At 35.7% G+C, this 24,798-nt stretch carries 17 protein-coding genes and 1 pseudogene; all 18 read left to right on the top strand.

Annotation, left to right across the window (positions count from 1 at the left end):
* Window positions 1-145 precede the first annotated feature (145 nt).
* The 18 genes and pseudogenes from GI584_RS19940 to GI584_RS19855 all read left to right on the top strand — a co-directional run bounded on the left by GI584_RS19940 (window position 146) and on the right by GI584_RS19855 (window position 24,625).
* Window positions 146-1,237, top strand: coding sequence for a mandelate racemase/muconate lactonizing enzyme family protein (locus tag GI584_RS19940; protein ID WP_153792351.1), 1,092 nt, complete (start codon window positions 146-148; stop codon window positions 1,235-1,237).
* Between the two features lie 9 nt (window positions 1,238-1,246).
* Complete coding sequence (locus GI584_RS19935; protein ID WP_407647375.1) at window positions 1,247-2,212, top strand: ABC transporter permease; 966 nt, start codon at window positions 1,247-1,249, stop codon at window positions 2,210-2,212.
* A gap of 90 nt (window positions 2,213-2,302) precedes the next feature.
* On the top strand, window positions 2,303-3,184 hold the full coding sequence (locus GI584_RS19930) for a carbohydrate ABC transporter permease (RefSeq protein WP_153792350.1): 882 nt from the start codon (window positions 2,303-2,305) through the stop codon (window positions 3,182-3,184).
* Window positions 3,185-3,224: 40 nt separating this feature from the next.
* On the top strand, window positions 3,225-4,241 hold the full coding sequence (locus tag GI584_RS19925; protein WP_153792349.1) for a TolB-like translocation protein: 1,017 nt from the start codon (window positions 3,225-3,227) through the stop codon (window positions 4,239-4,241).
* Window positions 4,242-4,315: 74 nt separating this feature from the next.
* Window positions 4,316-5,866 (top strand): extracellular solute-binding protein, encoded by a 1,551-nt coding sequence (locus GI584_RS19920; protein WP_153792348.1) that lies wholly within the window; start codon window positions 4,316-4,318, stop codon window positions 5,864-5,866.
* 401 nt (window positions 5,867-6,267) lie between these two features.
* Window positions 6,268-8,355 carry a helix-turn-helix domain-containing protein gene (locus GI584_RS19915; RefSeq protein WP_194842056.1) on the top strand — a complete coding sequence of 696 codons (2,088 nt, stop codon included), beginning with the start codon at window positions 6,268-6,270 and terminating at the stop codon, window positions 8,353-8,355.
* Window positions 8,356-8,674: 319 nt separating this feature from the next.
* The gene (locus GI584_RS19910) at window positions 8,675-10,789 is read left to right on the top strand and encodes a hypothetical protein (protein ID WP_153792346.1); all 2,115 of its coding nucleotides are present in this window, start codon (window positions 8,675-8,677) and stop codon (window positions 10,787-10,789) included.
* A gap of 21 nt (window positions 10,790-10,810) precedes the next feature.
* Window positions 10,811-11,986, top strand: coding sequence for an iron-containing alcohol dehydrogenase (locus GI584_RS19905; protein ID WP_153792345.1), 1,176 nt, complete (start codon window positions 10,811-10,813; stop codon window positions 11,984-11,986).
* Window positions 11,987-11,999: 13 nt separating this feature from the next.
* Window positions 12,000-13,448, top strand: a complete 1,449-nt coding sequence (locus GI584_RS19900) for a CoA-acylating methylmalonate-semialdehyde dehydrogenase (RefSeq protein ID WP_153792344.1) — start codon at window positions 12,000-12,002, stop codon at window positions 13,446-13,448.
* 28 nt (window positions 13,449-13,476) lie between these two features.
* Entirely contained in the window at window positions 13,477-15,651 is a 2,175-nt protein-coding gene (locus GI584_RS19895) for a malate synthase G (RefSeq protein ID WP_153792343.1), read from the top strand.
* A 29-nt stretch (window positions 15,652-15,680) separates the two neighbouring features.
* Window positions 15,681-16,439: a fumarylacetoacetate hydrolase family protein gene (locus GI584_RS19890; protein WP_153792342.1), complete on the top strand. Its 759-nt coding sequence runs from the start codon at window positions 15,681-15,683 to the stop codon at window positions 16,437-16,439.
* A gap of 30 nt (window positions 16,440-16,469) precedes the next feature.
* Window positions 16,470-17,375, top strand: coding sequence for an NAD(P)-dependent oxidoreductase (locus tag GI584_RS19885; RefSeq protein ID WP_153792341.1), 906 nt, complete (start codon window positions 16,470-16,472; stop codon window positions 17,373-17,375).
* Between the two features lie 118 nt (window positions 17,376-17,493).
* A complete protein-coding gene (locus GI584_RS19880; protein ID WP_153792340.1) occupies window positions 17,494-18,894 on the top strand; it encodes an NAD-dependent malic enzyme in 1,401 nt (466 codons plus the stop codon).
* A 275-nt stretch (window positions 18,895-19,169) separates the two neighbouring features.
* Window positions 19,170-19,804 (top strand): annotated as a pseudogene (locus tag GI584_RS19875) (SDR family oxidoreductase); the annotation flags it as partial.
* A 189-nt stretch (window positions 19,805-19,993) separates the two neighbouring features.
* Complete coding sequence (locus tag GI584_RS19870; protein ID WP_153792339.1) at window positions 19,994-21,430, top strand: RNA-guided endonuclease InsQ/TnpB family protein; 1,437 nt, start codon at window positions 19,994-19,996, stop codon at window positions 21,428-21,430.
* A gap of 386 nt (window positions 21,431-21,816) precedes the next feature.
* The gene (locus tag GI584_RS19865) at window positions 21,817-22,812 is read left to right on the top strand and encodes a TRAP transporter substrate-binding protein (protein WP_153792338.1); all 996 of its coding nucleotides are present in this window, start codon (window positions 21,817-21,819) and stop codon (window positions 22,810-22,812) included.
* A gap of 30 nt (window positions 22,813-22,842) precedes the next feature.
* Window positions 22,843-23,340: a TRAP transporter small permease gene (locus tag GI584_RS19860; RefSeq protein ID WP_153792337.1), complete on the top strand. Its 498-nt coding sequence runs from the start codon at window positions 22,843-22,845 to the stop codon at window positions 23,338-23,340.
* 4 nt (window positions 23,341-23,344) lie between these two features.
* A complete protein-coding gene (locus tag GI584_RS19855) occupies window positions 23,345-24,625 on the top strand; it encodes a TRAP transporter large permease (protein WP_153792336.1) in 1,281 nt (426 codons plus the stop codon).
* Window positions 24,626-24,798: the final 173 nt, after the last annotated feature.

Below are 24,798 nucleotides of genomic sequence, written 5' to 3'. Positions count from 1 at the left end.
TTGATAGCTTTAAGACATTTTTTGTTATAGCTGACATATCAGAATAAAAGCAAAACCTGTCTATTGAATGCTTTACGATATGGAAGCAAAATAAAGTGAATAGTAAGCGTTTACAAATGAGTTGTAAGCTGAAAGGAGTATCTATATGAAAGTGCAAAGTATTGAGACATTTTCGACTAAGGAAATTTGTATTGTACGTATTAGAACGGATTCAGGTGAGGAAGGAATAGGTCAAGTAGCACCTTATCATGCAAATATTACTGCGATGGTACTCCATCAACAAATTGCACCGCATGTATTAGGAGCTGACCCATTAGATATTGATGGAATCGTCGATCAATGTATAGAAGCAGAACATAAATTTCCAGGATCCTATGTTTGTAGAGCTGTAGGGGGAATTGATACAGCTTTATGGGATTTAAAAGGCAAACTCGAAGGTAAAGCTGTTTTTGAATTATTGGGTGGAAGTGATAAACCGATTAATGCTTACGGTTCCAGTATGAGGCGAGATATCACACCAGAAGATGAAGCATCTAGGTTAAGCCAATTAATGGAAACTAATGGATATAACGCTTTTAAGATAAGGATTGCTAACAACTTTGGTTATGATGTTGATAAATGGCCAGGTCGGACTGAAAAAATCGTACCAACTGTTCGAAAATCTATTGGAGATAAAGCCACGCTATTAGTAGATGCTAACAGTGGATATACGCCCGAGAAAGCCATTGAGGTCGGTAAAATGTTAGAAACATATAACGTTGGTCATTTTGAAGAACCTTGTCCATATCCCAAAATAGAATGGACTGCACAGGTAAAGCAAGAATTAGAAGTCCCAATTGCAGGTGGTGAACAAGATAATTCCTTGGATCATTGGAAACGGATGATAGATATGGAGGTTATGGATATTGTTCAACCGGATATTTGTTATCTTGGTGGTGTTGCTAGGACACTACGTGTAGCGGAGATGGCTTCAAATGCTGGGATACCTTGCACACCACACGCTGCTAATTTATCTATGGTTACTCTTTTTACCCTGCATGTCTTGGCTTCCATCGAGAATGCAGGGCCATATCTAGAATTTAGCATCGAAGATACACCATGGACTGATGATTTATTCTATCCTGCATTAGAGGTCAAAGACGGAAAAGTAAATATTCCAAAAGGCCTGGGATGGGGAGTTGAAGTGAACAAAAAATGGTTAAATAAAGCTGATTATCGAGTAACACAGTTAAACTAAAGCAAAGGGGTGTCAAAATTGCCACCAACTGAAGTGGAGACGATTCAAACCAAAAGAAACCATTCAAAGTTACAAAATTTTTGGCACAGGATCTATTTACACAGGTATTTTTATCTATTAATGTTACCAGGTATTTTTTACTTTATCATTTTTCGTTACGCACCCATGTGGGGACTGACGATAGCATTTCAAGATTATAATCCCTATGATGGAATCTTTGGTAGTGAATGGGTGGGCTTCAAGCACTTTAAGGATCTATTTACTTACGACTATTTTTATATTTTATTACGTAATACATTAGTGATTAATTTTATGAGTTTAATTCTTTTTTTTCCTGTACCAATTATTTTGGCCTTAATGCTCAACGAAATTCGGCATAGTGCATTTAAACGTCTTAATCAGTCCATTGTTTACCTTCCTCACTTTTTATCATGGGTGGTTGTAGCAGGTTTAACATTCTTTATGTTATCGACTGATATAGGTGCGTTAAATAAGCTTTTAAATAACCTTACCGGTCAAACTTTCGCTTTTCTATCTAATGATAAATTATTTTGGGTTATTATCACTCTCCAAAATATATGGAAGGATGCTGGTTGGGGTACCATCATATTTTTAGCTGCGATCGCAGGTGTTAACCCTAGTCTTTATGAAGCGGCTGTGGTAGACGGGGCGAATCGTTTACGTCAAATATGGCATATTACATTACCAGCTATTAGACATGTCATTATTATCTTATTAATCTTGCGTTTAGGTAATATGATGGATGTTGGTTTTGAACAAATTCTACTCATGTTGAATCCGTTGGTAATGAATGTTGGGGACGTATTTGACACTTATGCTTATATGCAAGGGATACTTAGGGGTGATACAAGTATAGGTGTAGCAGTAGGGATGTTTAAAGGGATTGTTGGTTTAATAATGGTTCTAGGAGCCAACTGGCTGTCTAAAAGGTTTGGAGGCGAAGGTATCATGTAACAAAGTAGCTCAGTGTCTTCAACGTACAACTCCACTTACTCTATTTCACTTTTAGCCAGGGCGTTACCTTTATTCAAGGAGGTTTTTATTATGAGTTTTATACCACAGAAACGATTATCGTTAGGTGACTATATTAATTATACATTAGTTACTTTAATCTCTCTAATGTGCTTGGCTCCTTTTCTATATGTTGTAAGCGTGTCTCTAACTGATCCTGAAGTGTATGTCCCTTTTAAATTTAATATTATCCCTGAGAAATTTTCATTGGATTCGTATATGTATCTTTTATCAACTAATAGTTTTTTGAGTGCCTTAAAAAATACGATTTACATCACGATCGTGGGAACCATACTCAATATAGTTGTTACCTTTACGATGGCATATGGATTGTCGAGAAAGTCTTTACCAGGCCGTACTATTATTCTTTATGCCGTAGTTTTCACATTAGTCTTTAACCCAGGTATTGTTCCTAACTATTTGTTAGTACAAGGGCTTGGATTAATTAATAATCACTGGTCATTAATTTTGGTTGCTCTAACGAATGCATGGAGCCTCATTATTATTAAAAGTTTTATTGAAGCTCTTCCATATGAGTTGGAAGAAGCTGCACGAATAGATGGTTGTAACGATATTGGAGTGTTTTTGAGAATAATAATTCCGTTATCAAAACCTGCTATTGCTACATTTACTTTGTTTTTTGCAGTTGCTCATTGGAACACCTACTTTAATGCATTAATTTATCTTACAGACTCATCGATGTGGACATTGCAAGTTTTGATTAAAACATTAGTTATTGATTCTGGATCAAACGCAATCGGTCAAGCCGGAGCTACAGGAGATCAAGCAGCGCTACCACAAGAAACGATTAGAATGGCATCTATAGTGTTAGCGATACTACCAATATTAGTTGTTTATCCATTCCTGCAAAAATACTTTGCCAAAGGGGTGATGTTAGGTTCAGTCAAAGGGTAAGCAGGAATAGTTAATATATATATTGAAAGGGGAGAAGAAAATGACTATTCATAAAGTGGACAATAAACCGTTCGAGGGAACTCATGTGTTAAACAATCCGCCTAAGTTTCATGAAAAATTATTAGAATATGGTGAACGTCCTTATTGGTCACCAGATGGGAAACGAATTGCTTTCATTGATAAAAATTATGGAGATATATGTGAAATTGATGTAGAAACTAGAAAAGTACGTAATTTAACTAAGAATTTAGGAGATTATCATTCTTTTTTGAGAGTGCTGTATCTTCCTAATGGTGATTACATTTTAATTGGTCCAAAACAGTTCAAAGATAGAGAAGTTAGTCGCCATCTAGAGTCAGAGCTTTGGATAATGGATAAAGATGCAAAGAACCCACCGAGGCCCTTGGGAAGAAGAATTTCAGAAGGTTGCGGTGTATCTACTATTAGTAATAAGATTACGTATGCTGTTCATGGTGGCAATGATCCGAATATTGGTAGTAGAAGAGATTATAAGTGTTTTGTTACAGAGATTATCTATAGCGAAGATGGTCCGACATTAGGTCCAGAAAAATTAATTTATGAGAATGAACGTGGAAGAGCTCCTGAACCCCAAGACTTCCGCTTTAATGATTCAGAAGTAATTATGGCAGAATATGTTGGTAGTCCTTGGAAAACACCTGAAGATTGGAAATGTGTGGTCAAAGGGGTGGAGGTTGAAACTGGAAAGGTTCGCACTTATATTGATGAACCACTTACACATAATGAACCTGAAGGGATCTTTCCAGATGGTGAATATATATGTTTAGAGTCATCATGTGATTATGATAATTTTTATCCACCTATTGATCTTTGGAAGTTAAAATTGGATGGTTCTGGAGAACGTCTTCGTATGACAGGAATGATTAACCATGTACCATGGAGAGCAAGTAATTCTAATGTGAGTCCAAATGGCAAATGGTTAGCATTTATGGTGAACACCTACACGAGTGAAGCGGGTTTTGGTATGGGACTTGGTCTGTTAGATTTAAAGGCATGGGAGAACCATATTAAAGACTAATTTCATCTTAGATTAACTAGTTTACAAGAATTCATTGATAAGTTATTCCATATTAGAATATTAGGAGGGTGAAAATGAAAAACCCATTTAGAAAGCAGTTGTTATTTGTGCTGTTAGCATTTGGATTATTAGTAGGGTGTAGTGATGATTCTGAGACTTCATCAGATTCATCAAGTGAAGACACTACAGATAATGAATCAGATAATGGATCAGGTAGTGAAGAACCGTTGGAAATAAGCATGATTCTACCATTGTTTGAAGAAGTTCCAGATATGAATAATGAGTTTTGGACAGCTTTTCAAGAAAAAACTAATACTAAATTAGATATAGAATGGGTACCATCCGGTGACTTTGAAACTAAATTTGATTTAGTTTTATCTTCTGGTGACTTACCTGATGTATTATGGGCACCAAATGTTAATTCACCTAACTTAATTAAAGCTATTAACAATGGTGCTTTTTGGGAAGTTGGACAATTTTTGGGTGACTTTAGTGATTATCCAAATCTAAGAGACAATGCAAGTCCTAATGCTTGGCAAGTTGCAAACTTAGATGGTGAAACATATGGTATTCCACGAAATAGACCAAGTGTCGATCAAGGTATAAAACTTCGTAAAGATTGGTTAGATAATCTAGGACTACCAGAACCAACTACTTTAGATGAATTTGCTGATACACTAGAAGCTATGGTTAAAGAAGACCCAGATGGAAACGGTGAAGATGATACCATGGGACACGTACACTCTTATGGAGGAACAGGTATTCATAACGCCTTTTTGGCTGGGTTTGGTGCTTTAGATCCAACATATGATGATGACGGTGGGCTGATTCATGTAAATTTGAGTGATGGTTATATTGATACAGTAGAATATTTCAGGGATTTATATGAACGCGATGTGCTGCCTGATGAATTTGCTACGATGAGTCGGACACAAACACAAGAGCTATTTGAATCAGGTCGAGCAGGAGCTTATATTCGAAATATATGGCGTGCATGGATGTTCGAAGAGTCCATTAAGAAAACAGAACCCGAAGGAGAAGTAATGATTGTTGAACTAGAAGGACCTGCAGGACCAGCTGTGCAACTTGAGTCCGGCGTATATGGTGCACTGATGCTATCTAATGAATTATCCGAAGAAAAAGTTAAGCAGATATTAGATTACTTTGAATTTACGAATACTGAAGAGTTTTTTGAATTTATCTTCTTCGGTGAAGAGGGAGTTCATCATGAAGAAGATGAAAATGGATATAAAGTGATGAATGAAGAACTTGCCGTTCAAATCGGGACGTCTGCTCAGCAACCTGTACCATTAACTTATAATGACTGGTGGAAGAGTTTTGATAAAAATGCACCACAAGAGTACAATGAACAAATCCTGGCCGATACCGAACATTATAGTGAAGTTGGGAAAGTAAACATATTTTCTTATTTACATTCTGATACTTGGGTAGACGCATGGCCAAGGTATCAAAATGAATGGGAGAGTAGAGTTGTAGAAGCGATTGTAGGTGATATTTCTATGGAAGAATTTGAAGGGTATATCAACACCTTACGAAATCAAGAGGAAATTAAGAAGGCATTCCAAGAGTTCAATGAAGCATTTGAAGCATTTGAGAATAGTTAAGATATAAAATTATTAATTAAGTAGAAAGAGAGATTATAAGCCCTTTCACTCTAGAATAGAATGAAAGGGCTCTTTTAAAAAGTTTAAATCATATTTTAAAGAAGGAATTTTATGATGGAATACTGAATACTATTATTAAAACTACTCACGTATTATATTAAAAAGTGGTGATATATATGGTTAATTGGTTAAGAAAAATCCCCCTATTAAGAACCAACCAAAATAGAAACCACAAAAGCTATTATTATCGTTTGATTTGGATTGGTTGTCTATCAGCATGTATTCCAATTATTTTAATTGGTGGTGTATATTATTATGTTTTCAATAGTTCATTAACAGAGGACATCAATAATGACACACGATCCTCTTTAATACTTTTTAAAGAACGTGTGGAACGATTAATGGAAGAAATAGAATTAGAATCGCATCAAATAGCTACAGACCCACTTATCCATGATTCTTTCACCTTAAACCAATTTAATAATCGGATAATGAATCACCTAGAAATTCTTGAAAAATTTAAGGTGAAGAAAACAGAAAATAGTTTTATCGATGAGATTTATTACTATAATACAGAATATAATTTTGCTCTTTCTAATGAATACGGTTTCATTAAAGGTGGATCATTTAAATATATTAAAGATGTAGAAAAGGTGATGGATGAACAACCTAAAGTTGGTTGGAAGTATTTACCTGTTGCGGATGACGAAGGATATATCTCCTATTTTCGCAAACTACCTGTATTGCACACAACATCCTCACAAGGATTGCTTGTCATCCAGGTAAAGAAAGAACTATTTCAAGATTACTTCCCAAGTCAAGAGCACATAACGTCCTTAGTGTTAGATTCTCAAAACAATATGCTTTTTGACCAGATAAATGGCGAGAAACATCTTTACACTGAGAGTGTTTTAAACAAAATAAAAGAAAGTAAATCTAATCAGGGCACGTTCTATGCAGATAATCAAAATGGCAATGAAACGTTATATGTTTATGATATAGTGCCTAGGTTTGATCGAATCTATCTATCTATGGTTCAGAAATCATCCATTACTGAATTAACTCAATTTTTCAGATGGATGATCCTGTCATCTGTATTATTTTTTTTAGGAGTAGGTATTTTATTAACCTTTTATACTACGCGCCGTGCATACTCTCCTATTAAGCAATTATTGAATTATACTAAATCATTGAACGAAGAAAGTGTAATGAACGACCAAAAAAATGAAATAAATATTATTAGAGATAGCTTGAGCAATCTAAATAAAGAAAAACAAAAACTTAGAAATTATCAAGAACAAATTGAACCTACTTTAAAAGAATGGTTTTTTCAGCAAATCCTAGATGGGAATTTTACTATTAATAATCAGTTCTATAGACAGTGTAAGCAATATAACATTCCCATAAAAAAACAATATGTAGCTATGGTGATCAATTTAGGTAGTTATGAAGATAAAATGAGAATTGAAGATGGAGATAAACCGATTCTACTTTATGCTGTTAGAAACATCTTAATGGAATTAATAGACAATGAACAATGTTATGATGGTATCGATCTCAATAATGCAGAGAATAACCTAATTGCTATTTTTCATTTCGAAGAAGACTTGATCAATGATGAAATAAAGGAAAAATTACATCAAACCGCTGCACAACTGCGCGATGTAATTCGAAAATATTTATCTATAAATACTTCTATTGGTGTTGGAAATGTATATAAAGGTGTAATTGGAGTCTCTCATTCTTATAAAGAAGCTTTAGAAGCACTTAAATATCGCCTTTATAAAAATATAGACTCCATTCTATTTATTGATGATTTAGAATTCTCAAAGAAAAAAGGGATGTTTTTTTATCCAAGAGAATTTGAAACTAGAGTTCTTGATTCTCTAAAGGTGGGGGATATCGATCAAGCCGAGAAAACCCTAGATGAATTTATTAAGGCAACTGCTTCATTTGAGTCTTACAATAGTATTTATCAATGTTTCCATCTCTTACTATCTTCCATAATATTGTCCCTTGAAAAGAAAGGGAACAGTGTGATGGATATTTTTGAAGCAGATTTGTTTGGGGAGTTAAAATCCCTCCATACTATTGATGAAATAAATAAATGGTTTAAAGAGCAATTATTTCCTTTATACCAACGATTAAATGATGATACTGAATTTTCACCAGGTACATTATCAGTTAAACAAGTATGTCAATATATAAAAGAGAATATTTCTGAAGATATAACACTTTCACAATGCGCTGATATGGTGAATTTAACTCCTTCTTATTTAAGTCGATTATTTAAGAAAGAGGTGGGAATTAATTTTAGAGATTTTGTATTAAAACGAAAAGTGGAAAAAGCGAAAAGCTTATGTATTGAATCGGATACCCGTGTATGTGAAATAGCAGAGGCGATAGGGTACTCTGAACGAAATTTAAATCGCCTGTTTCAAAGATATGTAAAGATGACAATTAGTCAATATAAAAAGGAACATCGCTAAGTTAAATCGGTCATTTTCTTCTATAACGAAAACGTTTAAGAAGAGAATGACCGATTTTTTGCATTTTCAGTTAGGTTTTCTTATAGACGGAAATTGACATTTTATCAGACAGTTTTTGACTAATAAATAAATGTCCATCAGTAAACAAGGTAATTAACGTTTTTTTATGCTATTCCTTTACACAAATAAATGATGTGTAAATTACACAAAACTTGTCTGTTTATTGCCGTATAGGTTGGCCTCTATAATGAAATGTAATAAATCGTACAATCTTTTCAATTTTTATAGCTTCTTTTTTAGCGGAAGGAGGAAAGCTTGATTGAAACTTGTTTATGATTCTAGTGATCCTGTCATTCAATTTGGTGTAGATCAGATAAAAAAAGGTTTACTTCGGAGGGATATATTTTATGTAGAACAATATGAGAAACATGTAACGACCTTATATCCATCAAAAGGCATTGTAGTTCGAAAAGTGGATGAACGAAAAATCAATGAATCCTATAATTTTGAGGATGAAGCGTTTTTAATTAGACGAAAAGATCAACTAATTATTATAGAGGGTAAAGATTCCCGAGGGGTCATGTATGGATGTCTAGAGTGGGCAGAGTGTATCGAGCGTGGAAAACAATTATTAGCTGATGAACAAATAAGTCAAAAACCAAGCCTTCAGATGCGAGGCATTAAGTATAATTTGCCCTATGCTCCTTTCGATCAGGGCGATGCTTTGCTTGAAAATGAAGATACGTGTATGAACATGGAATATTGGCGTCCTTATATCGATATGTTAGCAAAAAATCGTTATAATTGCTTGAGTTTATGGTCAGAACACCCATTTCATTTAATGGTTGTATCATCGAAATATAGAGAAGCAAATCCTTATGATGATCAAAAAATCAAAGCAAATATACAATTCTTCAGAAATTTAATGAAGTATGCAAAGGATAGAGGTATCGACATATTTTTATTTACTTGGAATATTAGATTGTTACCAGAAGTAGCAACTGGTCTTGGTTATCCTTCCTCTGTAGGTGAATTTGGAAATATGTATGACCATCTGATTCATAGAGTGGGCACCACGCTAAATCGATTCAGAGAAACATCAGAAATAATTAAAGATTATTTTTATGAAATGATTTTGCAAGTACTCCTTACTTATCCTGATTTAAAAGGTATCGGGACTTCGGCAAGCGAATGGATGGATGGCACCGGATATGAGAAGGAAGCTTGGATTGCAGAAACTTATATAAAAGCGATTAAGGAATCAGGACGTCAAATTTCATTTATCCACCGTACTAATATGCAAAGTGCGGGAAGAGAAATAAAAGATGTCATACAAGAACAGTTTGATTCCAAAGATTTATATATTAGTTGGAAATATTCTAATGCTCACTGTTATTCTCACTCTGAGCCTCAATTCGAAAAATTATGGGGGGCGTGGAAAGGGATTGACCTCGAAAAGACTCAAGTACTTTATACGGTGAGAAATGATGATGTATTTACCTTCCGGTGGGGGGAGCCGGATTACGTCCGTGCTTATGTGAAAGGAATGCTAAAACCTTATGTGAAAGGCTTTTATTGGGGGGCAGATGGCTATATATGGGGAAAAGATTTTCAGCATGTTAATTATGGACATAAGACATGGACATATGATTTCGAAAAACATTTATTTCAATTTCAATTATGGGGACGCTTATCTTATAACCCAGATATAGAGGATGAGGTTTGGGAACATTTATTACAGGAACCTTATGGAAAAGCACATGCGGGGAAGTTTCTAACGGGATTACGCGAAGCATCCAAAATCATACCTGCTGTAAATCGATTATTTTGGATGGACTATGATTTTCAGTGGCATCCAGAAAGTTGTCTCTCACAAGTTTCCGGATTTAAAACAATTCTAGATTTTGTGGAAGCTAAGGCAATGCCAGGAAGTGGTGTAATGAGTATTAATGAGTTTGTAATAGCGGAGAATAATGGTGTCTTAGAAGAAGTTTTGAAAGATTATAGAGAGACTCCTAATGATATTGTAATTATTTTAGAAGAATGTACGAAGAATGTTGAGGAAATTTTAATAGATTTAGAGAGAACTTCTAGAGAAGTAAAGTCTAGCCATTACCAATGTACTCAATTAGATTTATATGCTTGGGTAGAATTAGGAAGATATTATCAAAATAAATTTAAAGCTGCTATTGAGCTTAAAAGATATAGTTTAAATTATACATTGTACCATAAAAATTTGGCAATATCCTTATTAGAAGAAGCAAGTACTCATTGGGAAAGGCTCGGACATTATTGGATTTTGCATAACAAACCATATTTTATGGCACGAGTGAAGATGACGTTTGGTTACCCTTATTATTTAGAGGATACGTATAAAGATATAGAGTATGCAAAGCAATTCGGATATAGGGAGAATACAAAAATTAAAGATTAATTGATGTAGGGAGGGGCACAAATGAATAACATTTTCTCGTTTAGGATGCCAAAATGTCTTTATTATGGTGAAGATTCGTTTGGCTTAGTAGGAGAGCAAGTAAAAAAATATGGGCATAAATGCTTGCTGATTAGTGACAAAGTAATGGATAACTTAGGACACGTAAATCAATGTATCCAGTTTTTAAAACAATCAAGTGTTAACTGTATGACATATTTAGGTGTGAATTCAGAACCAACTGATAGACATGTGGAAGAGGCACTTAAGCTTTTTAGGGATGAAAATTGTGATGTGATTGTATCTTTGGGAGGTGGAAGCTGTATTGATACAGGAAAAGCAGTTGCTGTACTTGCAGAGCACGATGGAGATGTAGTGGATTATTTTGAATCTAAAAAACAAATGAATCATTCTACTATCCCTTTTATTGCCTTACCTACTACCGCAGGAACAGGATCTGAAGTAACCGATGTCACCGTAATCACAAATACAAAAAACGATGTAAAAATGATGATTAAAGATCCTGCTTTAACACCCTCCGTTGCCATAGTTGACCCTATTCTTACGTACACATTGCCATCACATATTACAGCAAGTACAGGGATAGACGCATTATGTCATGCCATAGAAGCGTATATCTCACGACTTTCCCACCCAATGACAGACAATTTAGCATTATCTGCAATACGTCTAATTTCACAAAATATTAGATTATCTTATAATAATGAAGATCCAAAAGCAAAAGGAAAAATGGCACTAGCATCCATGCAAGCTGGAGTAGCATTTAGTAATGCTTCCGTTTGTTTAGTTCACGGAATGTCCCGACCAATTGGGGCGTTATTTCATGTGCCCCATGGTGTTTCGAATGCCATGATTCTCCCAGCAATTCTTTATTTTAGTAAAGAAAGTTGTATAGAAAAAATGGCTATAATAGGCCGGATATTTAATCGAGATCTAGAACAAGTATCTGATGTGGTGGCTGCTGATTCGGCAGTAGAGGAAATTAGGAAGCTCTGTGCTGAATTAAATATACCAAATATGAAAGACTGGGGAATTGAAATGACTAGATTTAAACAATTTGTTTGCAAAATGGCTGACGATGCATTAGCAAGTGGAAGTCCTGATAATAACCCTAAGGTACCATCCAAAGAAGAAATTATTGAATTATATGAAACGTGTTATTCCTATCATTTTATGTAGAAGGAGACTAGACATGGTTGAACACTTAAAAAATTATATTAATGGTGAATGGATACCGGCAGCATCGACCAAAGTGGGAGAAGTACCAAATCCAGCAACGGGTCAGTTACTAGCATATGTCCCGATTTCAAGTATGGAAGATGTTGAACAGGCAGTTGCAGCGGCCAAATCAGCTTTTCCTTCTTGGAGTAAAACACCCATTCCACGCAGAGCAAGAATATTATTTAAATACCAACAATTATTAATTGAAAATCGTGAGGAATTGGCAGAATTGATTACTCTTGAAAATGGCAAATCTATATCAGAAGCGCAAGGGGAAGTTCAAAGAGGAATTGAATGTGTTGAATTTGCTGCTGGTACACCTCATTTGATGATGGGTTCAGTCTTACCAGATATTGCGACAGACATGGAATCTGGAATGTATCGTTATCCAGTAGGGGTGGTAGGTGGAATTACTCCGTTTAACTTTCCAATGATGGTTCCTTGTTGGATGTTTCCTCTTGCTATTGCTTGTGGAAACACATTTGTGCTAAAACCATCCGAAAGAACTCCTCTCTTAGCACAACGTTTAACCGAATTATTTTCAGACGCGGGATTACCAAATGGAGTGTTAAACCTTGTGAATGGATCGAAGGATGTAGTAAATGGTCTTTTGGAGCATGTGGATGTTTCTGCTATTTCATTTGTTGGTTCCCAACCTGTTGCAGAGTATGTTTATCAAAAAGCATCCCAATTTGGTAAGCGGGTTCAAGCGTTAGCTGGTGCGAAAAATCATTCTATTGTATTAGCAGATGCTGAAATGGATAAGACAGTTCAAGGTATATTGGGTGCTTCTTTTGGCAGTGCAGGTGAACGTTGTATGGCATGTTCAGTAGTTGTAGTGGTAGATGAAATCGCCGATATGTTAGTGAAAAAAATAGTGCAGGGATCTAATGATATAAAAATCGGAGAAGGGAAGAATGATGAAGTTTTTTTAGGACCAGTTATCAGAGACTCCCACTTGAAAAAAGTGAATGATTATATTGAAACTGGGCTAAAAGAAAAGGCAAATCTAGTCCGTGACGGTAGGCTCGATATAGAAGAAAAAGACTCCGGATTTTTTCTGGGCCCAACTATCTTTGATCATGTTTCAACTGAAATGCAAATATGGCGAGATGAGATATTTGGTCCTGTATTAAGTATTGTTCGTGTGAAAGATTTACAAGAAGCGATAGAGTTAACTAATCAATCGAAATTTGGCAATGGAGCTGTCTTATATACCCAAAGTGGCAAGGCTGCCAGAGAGTTTAGAGATCATATTCATGCAGGTATGATTGGTATTAATGTGAATGTTCCTGCTCCAATGGCCTTTTTTCCATTTTCAGGATGGAAGAAATCATTTTATGGTGATTTGCATGTTAACGGAAAAGATGGAGTTGAATTTTACACAAGAAAAAAAATGGTTACTACTCGATGGTTTTAACTTAAACAAAAAGAGGAGGGTAAAATTTATGATAGGGTATGTTTTGATTAGCAATCTTTATGTGGATGAAAAATTATTTGAGTTTATTAATTCTAGGGTGCTTCCAGGGAGTGGGTTAACAAGAGATAAGTTTTGGGAAGAGTTTTCTGAACTTATTCATGATTTTATTCCCCGGAATAACAAGTTATTAAAAGAAAGAGATACGCTTCATCAAAGAATAAACAAATGGTACAAAGAAAATGAAGGCGCTTTAAATATGGATGCATACCAGAGTTTTTTGAAAGAAATAAATTATATAGAAGCTGAAGTAACTGATTTTACAGTTAATACCCAAGGAATTGACAAAGAAATTGCTATTCAGTCTGGTCCTCAGTTAGTTGTTCCAGTAGACAATGCTCGGTATGCACTGAATGCTGCTAATGCTAGATGGGGAAGTTTATATGATGCACTTTATGGCACGGATGTAATTAGTGAAGATGAAGGGGCAGAACGCAGTAATAGATACAACCCTCAAAGAGGGAAAAGGGTTGTTTCCTATGCTAAACAGTTTCTTGATGACATTTTTCCAATAAAAGCACATTCGCATACTGAAGTTGTAAACTATTCTATTATGGACAGCAACTTAGTTATGGAGCTTGGAAATGGCGAATCTACTATGCTGAGTGATAAAGCGAAATTTATTGGATACCGTGGAGGTAGACTAGATCCTGAAGCAATATTGCTTAAGAATAATCATATACACGTTGAAATTCAAATTGATAAACAGGATAAAATAGGTTCTGAAGATAATGCCGGTATTAAGGATATTTTAATAGAATCAGCTTTAACAACTATATTAGATTGTGAAGATTCTGTAGCTGCAGTCGATGCAAACGATAAGATATTAGTATACAGTAATTTGCTCGGATTAATGAAGGGTGACCTTTCTACTTCATTTGTTAAAGGCTCACAAAAAGTCACTAGAACGCTTCAATCAGACCGTCAATACGTGTCTCCTACAGGAAATGAATTCACATTACAGGGTCGCTCGTTAATGTTTATCCGAAATGTCGGCCATTTAATGACAACCAATGCTATTTTAGATGAAAATCAACAAGAAATACCAGAAGGAATCATGGACGGTGTATTGACAAGTTTAATCGCTAAGCACGATATATTGAGAAATAGTAACTACCAAAATTCCCGTGAAGCCTCTATCTATATTGTTAAGCCTAAAATGCATGGTTCAAAGGAAGTAGCCTTTGCCAATGAGCTTTTTAATCGTATAGAAGAAATGATTGACTTGGATAAAAATACGTTGAAAATTGGTGTAATGGATGAAGAACGACGAACAACATTAAACTTAAAAAATTGTATTTATCAAGTGCGAGAAAGAATTGCATTTATTAATACAGGATTTTTAGATAGAACGGGTGATGAAATCCATACTTCTATGGAGCTTGGACCAATGATTCGCAAGAACGAAATGAAAACTTCTAATTGGTTACAAAGCTATGAAAAATCAAATGTGAACGTTGGATTAGCTACAGGCTTACAAGGGCACGCCCAAATTGGTAAAGGAATGTGGGCAATGCCTGACTTAATGAAAGATATGCTAGATCAAAAGGGAAATCAGTTAAAAGCGGGGGCGAATACAGCTTGGGTTCCTTCCCCTATTGCAGCTACCTTACACGCGCTTCATTATCATCAAATAAATGTACACCAAGTTCAACGTGAGTTGGGTCAACAATATGATGATGTAAGAAACGAAATTTTGGATGTGCCTGTGACTAAAACGATAAATTGGACACCTGAAGAAATACAACAAGAACTAGATAACAATGCTCAAGGTATTCTAGGGTATGTAGTTCGTTGGATTGATATGGGGATTGGCTGTTCCAAGGTTCCGGATATTAATAATATAAGTTTAATGGAAGATCGTGCCACTCTTCGTATTTCTAGTCAACATATTGCCAACTGGCTTTATCATGACATTTGTACGAAAGAGCAAGTCATGGAGACGATGAAACGCATGGCTAGAGTGGTCGATAAGCAAAATAGTGGAGATCCCGAATACAAACCAATGTCTAATAATTTAGACGTTTCCATAGCTTTTCAGGCGGCATGCGATTTAGTTTTTAAAGGTGTGGATCAACCTAATGGGTATACGGAGCCTATTTTGCATTCTCGACGCTTAGAGGCAAAAGCTAAGATAAAACATTAATAAGTAAAATTAGAAAAGTGGGGATGAAGATGAAATTTTTGAGATATGAGTACCATCATGACATTTCCTCAGGAGTACTTTCTCAAGGGGAAGTGAAGAAAATAAGTGGAGATTATTTAGGAACGTGGACTTATACAGGTGACAGCTATTCATTAGAGGAAGTGAAATTGTTATCGCCTATTTCCCCAAATAAAATTATTGGAATTGGTGCTAATTTTGTACAGGAGTTAGCGGAATTACCAAAAGAGCCGGCTGATATCCCTGTTTTCTTTTTTAAACCATCAACATCGGTTATCGGACCTAAGGACGAAATAATCATTCCTCAAGGAATCAATGAAGTGAAGTTTGAATCTGAATTGGCTATTGTCATTGGCAAGACGTGTAAACACATACAAGCGGACAATGCGTTAGATTATGTGTTTGGTTACACAATAGGTAATGACATAACAGCACCACAATTCTTCAGAGAAGATGGTCATTGGACAATTGGTAAAGCATTCGATACCTTTACGCCAATAGGACCATTCATAGAAACAGATATTGAGTTGTCAGCTTTATATGTGAAATCAGAGGTGAATGGTATTGAAAAACAGAATAGTTCTACTAACTTGATGATTATGTCTGTAAAAGAAATAATTGCCTACCTCTCTAATGTAATGACATTGTTACCTGGAGATGTTATTTTAACTGGCAGTCCAATTGGTGCAGAGTTTGTCGGAGCTGGAAACATAATTGAATGTAAAATTGATGAAATTGGAATCTTACAAAATACAGTAATTAAATCATAGATATGTTTTTAAGAAACGGAGGTTTTTTTGTTGGAACCACTTCATCCTAATAACACACCAATTGGATTTATCGGACTTGGAGTCATGGGAGCAAGTATGGCTAGGAATTTATTGAAAGCCGGATATTGTTTGAACCTATATACTCGTACAAAACAAAAAGCAATGTCGTTGTTAAGTGAAGGAGCAAATTGGCAAGGTAGTCCAGCATTAGTCGCAAGCAATTCAAACATTATCATTACAATGGTTGGTTATCCAAACGATGTAGAGGAAGTTTATTTTGGTGAAAATGGCATTTTGAATCATATAAGACCCTATTCTTATTTAATAGATATGACCACTTCTAGTCCTCTTCTCGCACAAAAGATTGAAAATAAAGCAAAAGAAAAAAATTCATTTTCTCTTGATGCCCCAGTATCTGGCGGAGATATTGGAGCAAAAGAAGGCAAGCTAGCTATTATGGTAGGGGGCACTAAAGAAGTATTCGAAACAGTTCTGCCTATTTTTAAGGTGATAGGAACTAATATCGTATATCAAGGTCTGGCTGGAGCAGGTCAACATACGAAGATGTGCAATCAAATCGCACTTGCTAGCAATATGATCGGTGTATGTGAGGCACTAGTCTATGCTGAAGAAGCTGGACTTGAACCAACTACCGTACTCCAAAGCATTGAAACAGGAGCTGCAGGGAGTTGGGCACTGAGTAAACTGGCTCCACGTATTATTAATGGTGACTTTGAACCAGGATTTTATGTGAAACATTTTATTAAGGATATGGATATCGCTTTAGATCAAATTAAAACAATGGATTTTGAGGCAAAAGGGCTATTGTTATCATCGTCTTTTTATAAAGAATTAGCTAGGTTAGGTAGAGGAAATGATGGTACCCAAACCTTATATAAAATTATCAATGATCGGGACCGATTAAGTGATTTATAAAAATAAGTCTTATGTAAAAAAGTGCTGATCATTAAGAAACACTTTTTTATTCGCTAATCCGTAATTCGTTTACGATGGTAAAAAGATGACTTACCAAAATTGAAAAGAGGTTAACATTATGCAACTTAAAGGCAGTCTTAGTATCATTATTAGACTTGAAATCAAAAAAAGTAATAAAATGTTTGGTCAGATTGCCACTGTAGTAAATAATGCAGAGGGAGACATTATCGCAATCGACGTTATCAAGGAAGAAAAAGATAGAACGATTCGAGACATTACTGTAAACGTACAAGAAGAAAATCAGATCGATAACATAATTAAAGAAATTAATTTGTTACCAGGAGTATCTACCATTCATGTATCAGACCGAACATTCTTAGTTCATCTTGGTGGAAAACTTGAAACAACTCCCAGGCTACCTGTAAAGAATAGAGATGATTTATCACGTGTTTATACACCTGGGGTGGCAAGAATTTGTCTTGCTATAAGTGAAGATAAATCCTTAGTACACTCGTTAACTATTAAGAGAAATACAGTTGCAGTAGTATCGGATGGTTCGGCGGTTTTAGGACTAGGAAATATAGGACCTGAAGCTGCTATGCCCGTAATGGAAGGAAAAGCAGTGCTATTTAAACAGCTTGGTGATGTTAATGCGTTCCCAATATGTATAGACTCCCAAGATACTGATGAAATAGTTAAAATGATCAAAGGTATCGCTCCCTCTTTTGGTGGGATAAATCTTGAGGATATAGCATCTCCTCGTTGTTTTGAAATAGAGAAAAAATTGACAGAAGAGTTGGATATTCCAGTATTCCATGATGATCAACATGGGACAGCTGTTGTTATTTTAGCTGGATTATTAAATGCCATTAAAATAGTTCAAAAAAGGCTAGAAGACTGTAAAGTTGTTATTTGTGGAATAGGAGCAGCAGGAATCGCTTGCACTAAAATGTTACAATCTGCTGGTGTTCAGAATATTATTGGTGTGGACCGTGATGGAGCTTTAGTAAAAGGAAAAAACTATAATAATGATAAATGGAAGTGGTATGCAAATAATACTAATCCGAACATTGAGGTAGGTAGCCTTTCAGATGTCATCATTGATGCTGATATATTTATTGGTGTTTCAGCTCCAGGAGTACTTCAAGTTAGTGACATTAAAAATATGGGCAAAGATCCGATTGTATTTGCTATGGCAAATCCTACACCTGAGATATTACCTGAAGAAGCCGAACCGTATGTTAAGGTTCTTGCAACGGGACGCTCGGATTATCCGAATCAAATAAATAATGTCCTTTGTTTTCCAGGTATATTCAGAGGAGCTTTAGACGTAAGAGCTTCTAAAATAACGGAGAAAATGAAACTAGCAGCTGCTTATGCAATTTCAAATGTTGTTACGGAGGAAGAGTTGAATCCAAATTATATAATTCCCAGTGTGTTTAACGAAAAAGTAGTGGAAAGTGTAAGAAAGGCTGTTGCTCATGCAGCTTATCAGTCTGGTGTAACAAAAAAAGATTAGATTAGGGAAACATGGGGACGGTTCTCATGTTTCTTTCGGCAAATTAATTGTGATTAATTCTTGCAATTTTGAATTGGGGAAGGATTTTCGAATGTTTTGTAGAATTATAATTTCGTGTAAGATTATGCTTTTCCTTTTAACACACTTCTGTTGTTGTAACTACTTTATTTATCCATTCCCTCAAAAGTCCCTTGATCAAGTATTCTTTATGTACTAATCCCTTGTTTTACGAATATTCGAGTTATTTGATATTTCCACGATACTAGCTACATCTGATGGTAAATCAATCAGGTAGGCAAGGTATTGCAGTTCAAGTCGATCATCTGGATCCGAATCAAGTAAAGTCTTTGGTTAAACGTATTGAGAATGAACAAGGAAAATTGGATGTGCTTGTTAATGATATATGGGGAGGGGAATATTTAGCTGAATGGAATACATCAGTTTGGCAACAGTCCCTAGAAAAAGGATTTAGGATGTTACGTTTGGCTATAGATACTCACATCATTACCAGTCATTACGCACTTCCTCTTCTAATAAAAAGCAAAAATGGACTGGTTGTTGAGATGACAGACGGTACAGCTGAGTACAACAGGAAGAATTACAGATTATCGATGTTTTATGATCTGGCCAAGTCAATGAATTTCCGAATGGCATGGTCCTTATCTAGAGAACTTCGACAATATCAATGTACATCTGTTGCATTAACACCTGGATGGATGCGTTCGGAAATCATGCTTGAAGAATATGGTGTCGGTGAAGACAACTGGTATGATGCCACCGACCAGGAACCCCATTTGTTATGTCAGAAACACCTCGTTTTGTAGGGAGAGCTGTTGCGGCTCTTGCTGGAGATCTTGAACATGCACGATGGAATGGACAATCTCTTTCAAGTGGATATTTGTCTCAAATTTGTGAATGTTTGTCAAAAAACTCGTTACTTTAGTGATGAGATGAATGGCGAACGGTTTTGACAGATCGTATGTTCTGGGTTAAAATAATAAATAGGGAACATTTGTGTGCATTTGTTAGGTGAATGATGCCATTAGTTTTGAATCGTTTGTACAAAGCTGCTTGAAGAAAATAGAGGGAGGTGAGGAATATGTACCGTACCCAACAAATTCGCATTAAAAAAGGGCATCGGCTCTATCATTATTGTGATCATATCACGTTTTTAGCGAAAAACCTTTACAATGCCACCAACTTTCACATCCGTCAAATTTTCACAGCATTTGGTGAAGAAAAAAACCTTCAACCACTACAACAAGAAGTTTTCGACCTCATCGAACAACACCTTCCACAAATGAATGCAATCAAAAGAAGAACGGTAGAGAAGAAACGGGAATTAGAATTAAAAAAGCCTATGGATCAACGCAAAGAGATTAAAGATGCCATGTTATTTGAGTATCCATCTTCTCAACATAAATGGCCTTCTTATGCCTTTTTAGATGGATTATTTAAAGTGTCTGAGAATGAGGATTACCTGGCATTACCTGGTCAAGTCAACCAACAAGTCATGAAAATGGTGTTTCAAAATTGGAAGTCTTATTTTGCAAGCCTCAAAGACTATCAAGTAAATCCTCACAAATATACTGGAAGACCAAAACTCCCCAAGTATGCACCGAAGAACGGAAGAAAAGCTTGTCTATTTTCCAATCAGGTATGTAAGGTGAAAGACGACAAATACTTGCAATTTCCTCATACAAAAGAAAGGGTGAACTTCGGGAAATTAGGTCTAAAGGGGCAACTGCAACAAGTAAGGATTATTCCGACATATGGCGAGTATACGGTAGAAGTGGTCATCATGAAAGAGGAAGAGAAAAAGCTAGTAGAACTCGATGAAAAACATGTCATGGGGATTGATCTCGGTGTTCATTGTTTGGCAACCATTGTCGATAACACAGGTTCCTCGCCTGTTATTATGAAGGGCCAAACGGTAAAGAGTATCAATCAATATTATAACAAACAACGTGCACATTATTACCGAGTTTTACGACACGGGCAGGGACCAAAAGACGGTTCCTTCCATAGTAAACGATTGCAGCGACTAGACCAAAAACGTTATTTCAAGTTAAAAGACGCCTTCCATAAAGCCAGTTATCACATCGTTCAGTTAGCACTGGCGCGCAAAGTCAGCACGATTGTCATCGGGGTGAATAAGGGGTGGAAAAATAAGGTAAAACTTCGCAAGCAGGACAAACAACACTTTCAATCTCTCCCCCATACGATGCTGATCCGTATGGTCGAGTACAAAGCGGAACCATATGGCATTAACGTTCAGCGCCAAGAAGAAAGCTACACATCAAAAGCTAGTTTGGTGGATATGGATGAACTGCCCATCTATGAAAAGGGTGTTCCAACGAATGTTGTGTTTAGTGGCCGCAGAATCAAACGAGGGTTATATCGCACCAAAGAGAACACGTGCATTCACGCCGATGTGAATGCAGCGGGAAATATCATAAGAAAAGTAGTCCCTAACGCTTTTGCCGATGGGATAGAGGGCGTCGTGTCCCGCCCACTAATGTTAAGCATCGTTTGAAGTTGATGATACATTAGAAACTCGTCACTTTAGTGATGAGAGGTTCATCCAGCTTTGGATCTTGAAAAAACTTAGTGTAGGGTGGCACCGTTTTCCGAATCGTGTTTTTGTGATGATAGAACTACCCTTTCTTCATCCACTATTCGTCGTTCATAACTAGTATTTATCAGTAATTACGAAATAATTTCCAATTTTAAAACATAAATTAACCTTGATTTTAATTATATTTTAATTTATTATTGAAAATAACAACGTTGTTATTTTTTTGGTTGAAAATAAAAACGTTTACAAAAATTAATTTTTTTGTTTTCTGACTATTATTTAGTTAGATTTTAATGTTTATCTATGCATATTAATTTCAACAGCATATTGAGGGGTGAGACTTGATGAACAAGAAAACGATGTCATTATGTGGGTTAGTTTGTTTAACTATCATATTATTAGCAGGGTGTAGTGAATATTCCGTTAAATCAGACGGGAAAACTACCTTAATTTTGGCTGAAAATCAGCCAGCTGATTACCCAACCACCATTGGAGCAAAAGAGTTTGCTAGATTGGTGGAGGAAAAGACAAATGGAAGATATGAAATCAAAGTGTATCACGGTGGACAATTAGGTGATGAGAAAAAAGCCGTAGAGCTTACGCAATTAGGTGCAATAGATTTTATTAGGGCTAATACGACACCATTAACGGAATTTAATGATCAAATAGGTGTATTAGCTATGCCATTTCTATTTGAAGATGAAGATAAAAAATGGGATATGTTAACAGGTGAAGTTGGCAATGATCTTTTGGATACGTTTGCAGGTACTAGATTAGTTGGTTTAGCATTCTATGATTCTGGAGAAAGAAGCTTTTATAATACGGAACGACCAATTGAAACTCCAGAAGATATGCGAGGCTTAAAAATTCGTGTACAATCTTCGGAATTGGCAATAGATATTGTAGAGTCACTTGGAGCATCTGCAACACCAATGGATTATGGTGAAGTATACTCTTCTCTACAAAATGGTGTGATTGATGGCGCAGAGAATAACTTTCCAAGCTATTACACCTCTAGCCATTATAATGTAGCTAAATATTATACTGTAAATGGTTTCCAAGGAGCTCCTGAAGCCCTTTTAGCATCACAAGAAATGTGGGATGAGCTAAGTGAAGAAGATCGAGTAGCATTTAAAGAAGCAGCTATGGAATCAATAGAAGTTCAACGTGAGGCATGGGCTGACTTAACGGAAGTTTCAAAAGAGACTGTAACAGAAGCAGGAAGTGAGCTTATTGAGGTGGATGACGTCAATGAATGGAGAGAAGCCGTACAACCAGTGTACGATAAATACGGTAATGAATATAGTGAATGGATTGAAAGATTGTCAAACGATGAATAGTTAAATGCACACCTATGAAGGAGGATCTTTATGAAAGCGTTAAAAAAAGTTAAGCAGCTAATAGATCAGTTTTTACTGGTTTTATCTGTAACTTTAATTGGTATTATCGTCTTAACGATACTATTTCAAATATTTACTCGAACGTTTTTTAATTTTACACCTGCATGGTCGGAAGAACTTGCACGCTTATTATTTGTTTGGATCAGTTTCCTCGGTATCGCCTATGGTTTTAAAGAAAAACTTCATATCGCCGTAGGGGTATTTGTCAAGAAATTCAATGAGAAAATAAAGAGATTGATTGATAATATAGCAAAAGTTTTAATCATTATATTGGGAGTTATCTTAATATATTTTGGAACAGAATTTATGTTATTGATGAATTATTCTACTATGGCTGGGTTGGGGATTTCCACGAGCTTTCTATATGCTGCTATTCCAGTAGCAGGTATTTTCATAACGGCTAATGGAATTGAGTTGTTATTTATAAAAGGGTTGCATCAGGAATATGACGATGGAGCTAAGGGGTGAAATGATGGAGATATTATTTTTAATTGGTGGTTTTATTTTTCTATTAATACTTAGAGTTCCAATCGCACTCTCTCTTGCTATTGCTTCGATTGGTACAGGAATTTATATGGGTATTAGTCCTGCTGCAATTATACAACAAATGGCGTCAGGCTTAGATTCTTTTTCTTTATTAGCAATTCCTTTCTTTATTCTTGCTGGTGAAATTATGAATGAGGGTGGAATTTCGAGAAGATTAATTAATTTAGCAAATGTTATTATTGGAAAAATCAGAGGTGGACTTGCCATGGTTAACGTATTGGCTAGTAGTTTCTTTGGAGGTATATCCGGCTCAGCTTTAGCTGATACATCTTCATTAGGATCTGTGTTAATTCCAATAATGAAAAAACAAAAGTATGATACGGATTATTCGATTGCTGTTACCATTTCTAGCTCTGTGCAAGGAGTATTAATTCCTCCTAGTCATAATATGATCATTTATTCTACGGTTGCTGGAGGGGTCTCCATTGGAGGGCTTTTTATGGGAGGACTTGTTCCTGGAGTATTACTAGGAATAGTCATTATGATCTTGACATATGTTATTGCGGTGAAGAAAAATTATTCCCGTGGAGAAGTGATTAAACAAGAAGAAGTGCCTAAAATTGTTCGGGAAGGCTTATTAGGTATATTTACAGTAGTAATTATAATTGGTGGTATTTTAACTGGAATATTTACTGCTACAGAATCTGCAGCAATCGCAGTATTATATGCGTTTTTCATTACTTTTTTTGTTTACCGAGATATCAAGATTTCAAAAATGGGAGTTATTTTACAAAAGACGTTTAAGACGTTAGCAATGGTATTATTTTTAATCGGGGCTTCATCAGGTTTTGGTTGGTTATTGGCATTATTAGAAGTTCCCTCGATTGTTTCAAATGGATTGATTAATTTCTCTCCAAATGCGGCAATTACATTATTAATGATCATTATTATTTTATTATTACTTGGGATCATTATGGATATGGCACCACTTATTTTGATTGTAACGCCTATTCTACTACCAGTTGCTACAGATATTGGGATGGATCCTATCCATTTTGGTGTTGTATTAATGTTGGCTTTAGGGGTAGGATTAGTAACTCCCCCTGTAGGTTCGGTTCTTTTCGTAGGTTCAGCTATTGGGAACTTATCCATAGAAGATGCAGCAAAGGGCATGCTCCCATTTTACATTGCTATGATCATAGCTTTATTAATCATAGCATATTTTCCAAGCTTGACGTTATTTTTACCTAATTTATTAGGAGTATAATAGGGTGAGGATTTAAAAAGGGGCTGGATATAACTAGCCCCTTTTGATCCTTATTTACTTCTCTTTCAACACTAAAACGTCATATGCTTCCATTGTGATATTTCCTGATAGTATTTTGGTTATCCAGTAAGTTTTCCATTTCTATTTTCAGGTCGATACCACCCTTCCTTGGA

The sequence above is a fragment of the Gracilibacillus salitolerans genome, from assembly GCF_009650095.1.
GTDB classification, from domain to species: Bacteria; Bacillota; Bacilli; order Bacillales; family Amphibacillaceae; genus Gracilibacillus; species Gracilibacillus salitolerans.
This window is presented reverse-complemented; position numbering and strand designations above follow the sequence as displayed.

Bases quoted from the DNA above. Each gene is read 5' to 3' on its own strand.
- GI584_RS19940 (WP_153792351.1), top strand. From the start codon at position 146: ATGAAAGTGCAAAGTATTGAGACATTTTCGACTAAGGAAATTTGTATT.
- GI584_RS19930 (WP_153792350.1), top strand. From the start codon at position 2,303: ATGAGTTTTATACCACAGAAACGATTATCGTTAGGTGACTATATTAAT.
- GI584_RS19925 (WP_153792349.1), top strand. From the start codon at position 3,225: ATGACTATTCATAAAGTGGACAATAAACCGTTCGAGGGAACTCATGTG.
- GI584_RS19920 (WP_153792348.1), top strand. From the start codon at position 4,316: ATGAAAAACCCATTTAGAAAGCAGTTGTTATTTGTGCTGTTAGCATTT.
- GI584_RS19915 (WP_194842056.1), top strand. From the start codon at position 6,268: ATGGAAGAAATAGAATTAGAATCGCATCAAATAGCTACAGACCCACTT.
- GI584_RS19905 (WP_153792345.1), top strand. From the start codon at position 10,811: ATGAATAACATTTTCTCGTTTAGGATGCCAAAATGTCTTTATTATGGT.
- GI584_RS19900 (WP_153792344.1), top strand. From the start codon at position 12,000: ATGGTTGAACACTTAAAAAATTATATTAATGGTGAATGGATACCGGCA.
- GI584_RS19895 (WP_153792343.1), top strand. From the start codon at position 13,477: ATGATAGGGTATGTTTTGATTAGCAATCTTTATGTGGATGAAAAATTA.
- GI584_RS19890 (WP_153792342.1), top strand. From the start codon at position 15,681: ATGAAATTTTTGAGATATGAGTACCATCATGACATTTCCTCAGGAGTA.
- GI584_RS19880 (WP_153792340.1), top strand. From the start codon at position 17,494: ATGCAACTTAAAGGCAGTCTTAGTATCATTATTAGACTTGAAATCAAA.
- GI584_RS19870 (WP_153792339.1), top strand. From the start codon at position 19,994: ATGTACCGTACCCAACAAATTCGCATTAAAAAAGGGCATCGGCTCTAT.
- GI584_RS19865 (WP_153792338.1), top strand. From the start codon at position 21,817: ATGAACAAGAAAACGATGTCATTATGTGGGTTAGTTTGTTTAACTATC.
- GI584_RS19860 (WP_153792337.1), top strand. From the start codon at position 22,843: ATGAAAGCGTTAAAAAAAGTTAAGCAGCTAATAGATCAGTTTTTACTG.
- GI584_RS19855 (WP_153792336.1), top strand. From the start codon at position 23,345: ATGGAGATATTATTTTTAATTGGTGGTTTTATTTTTCTATTAATACTT.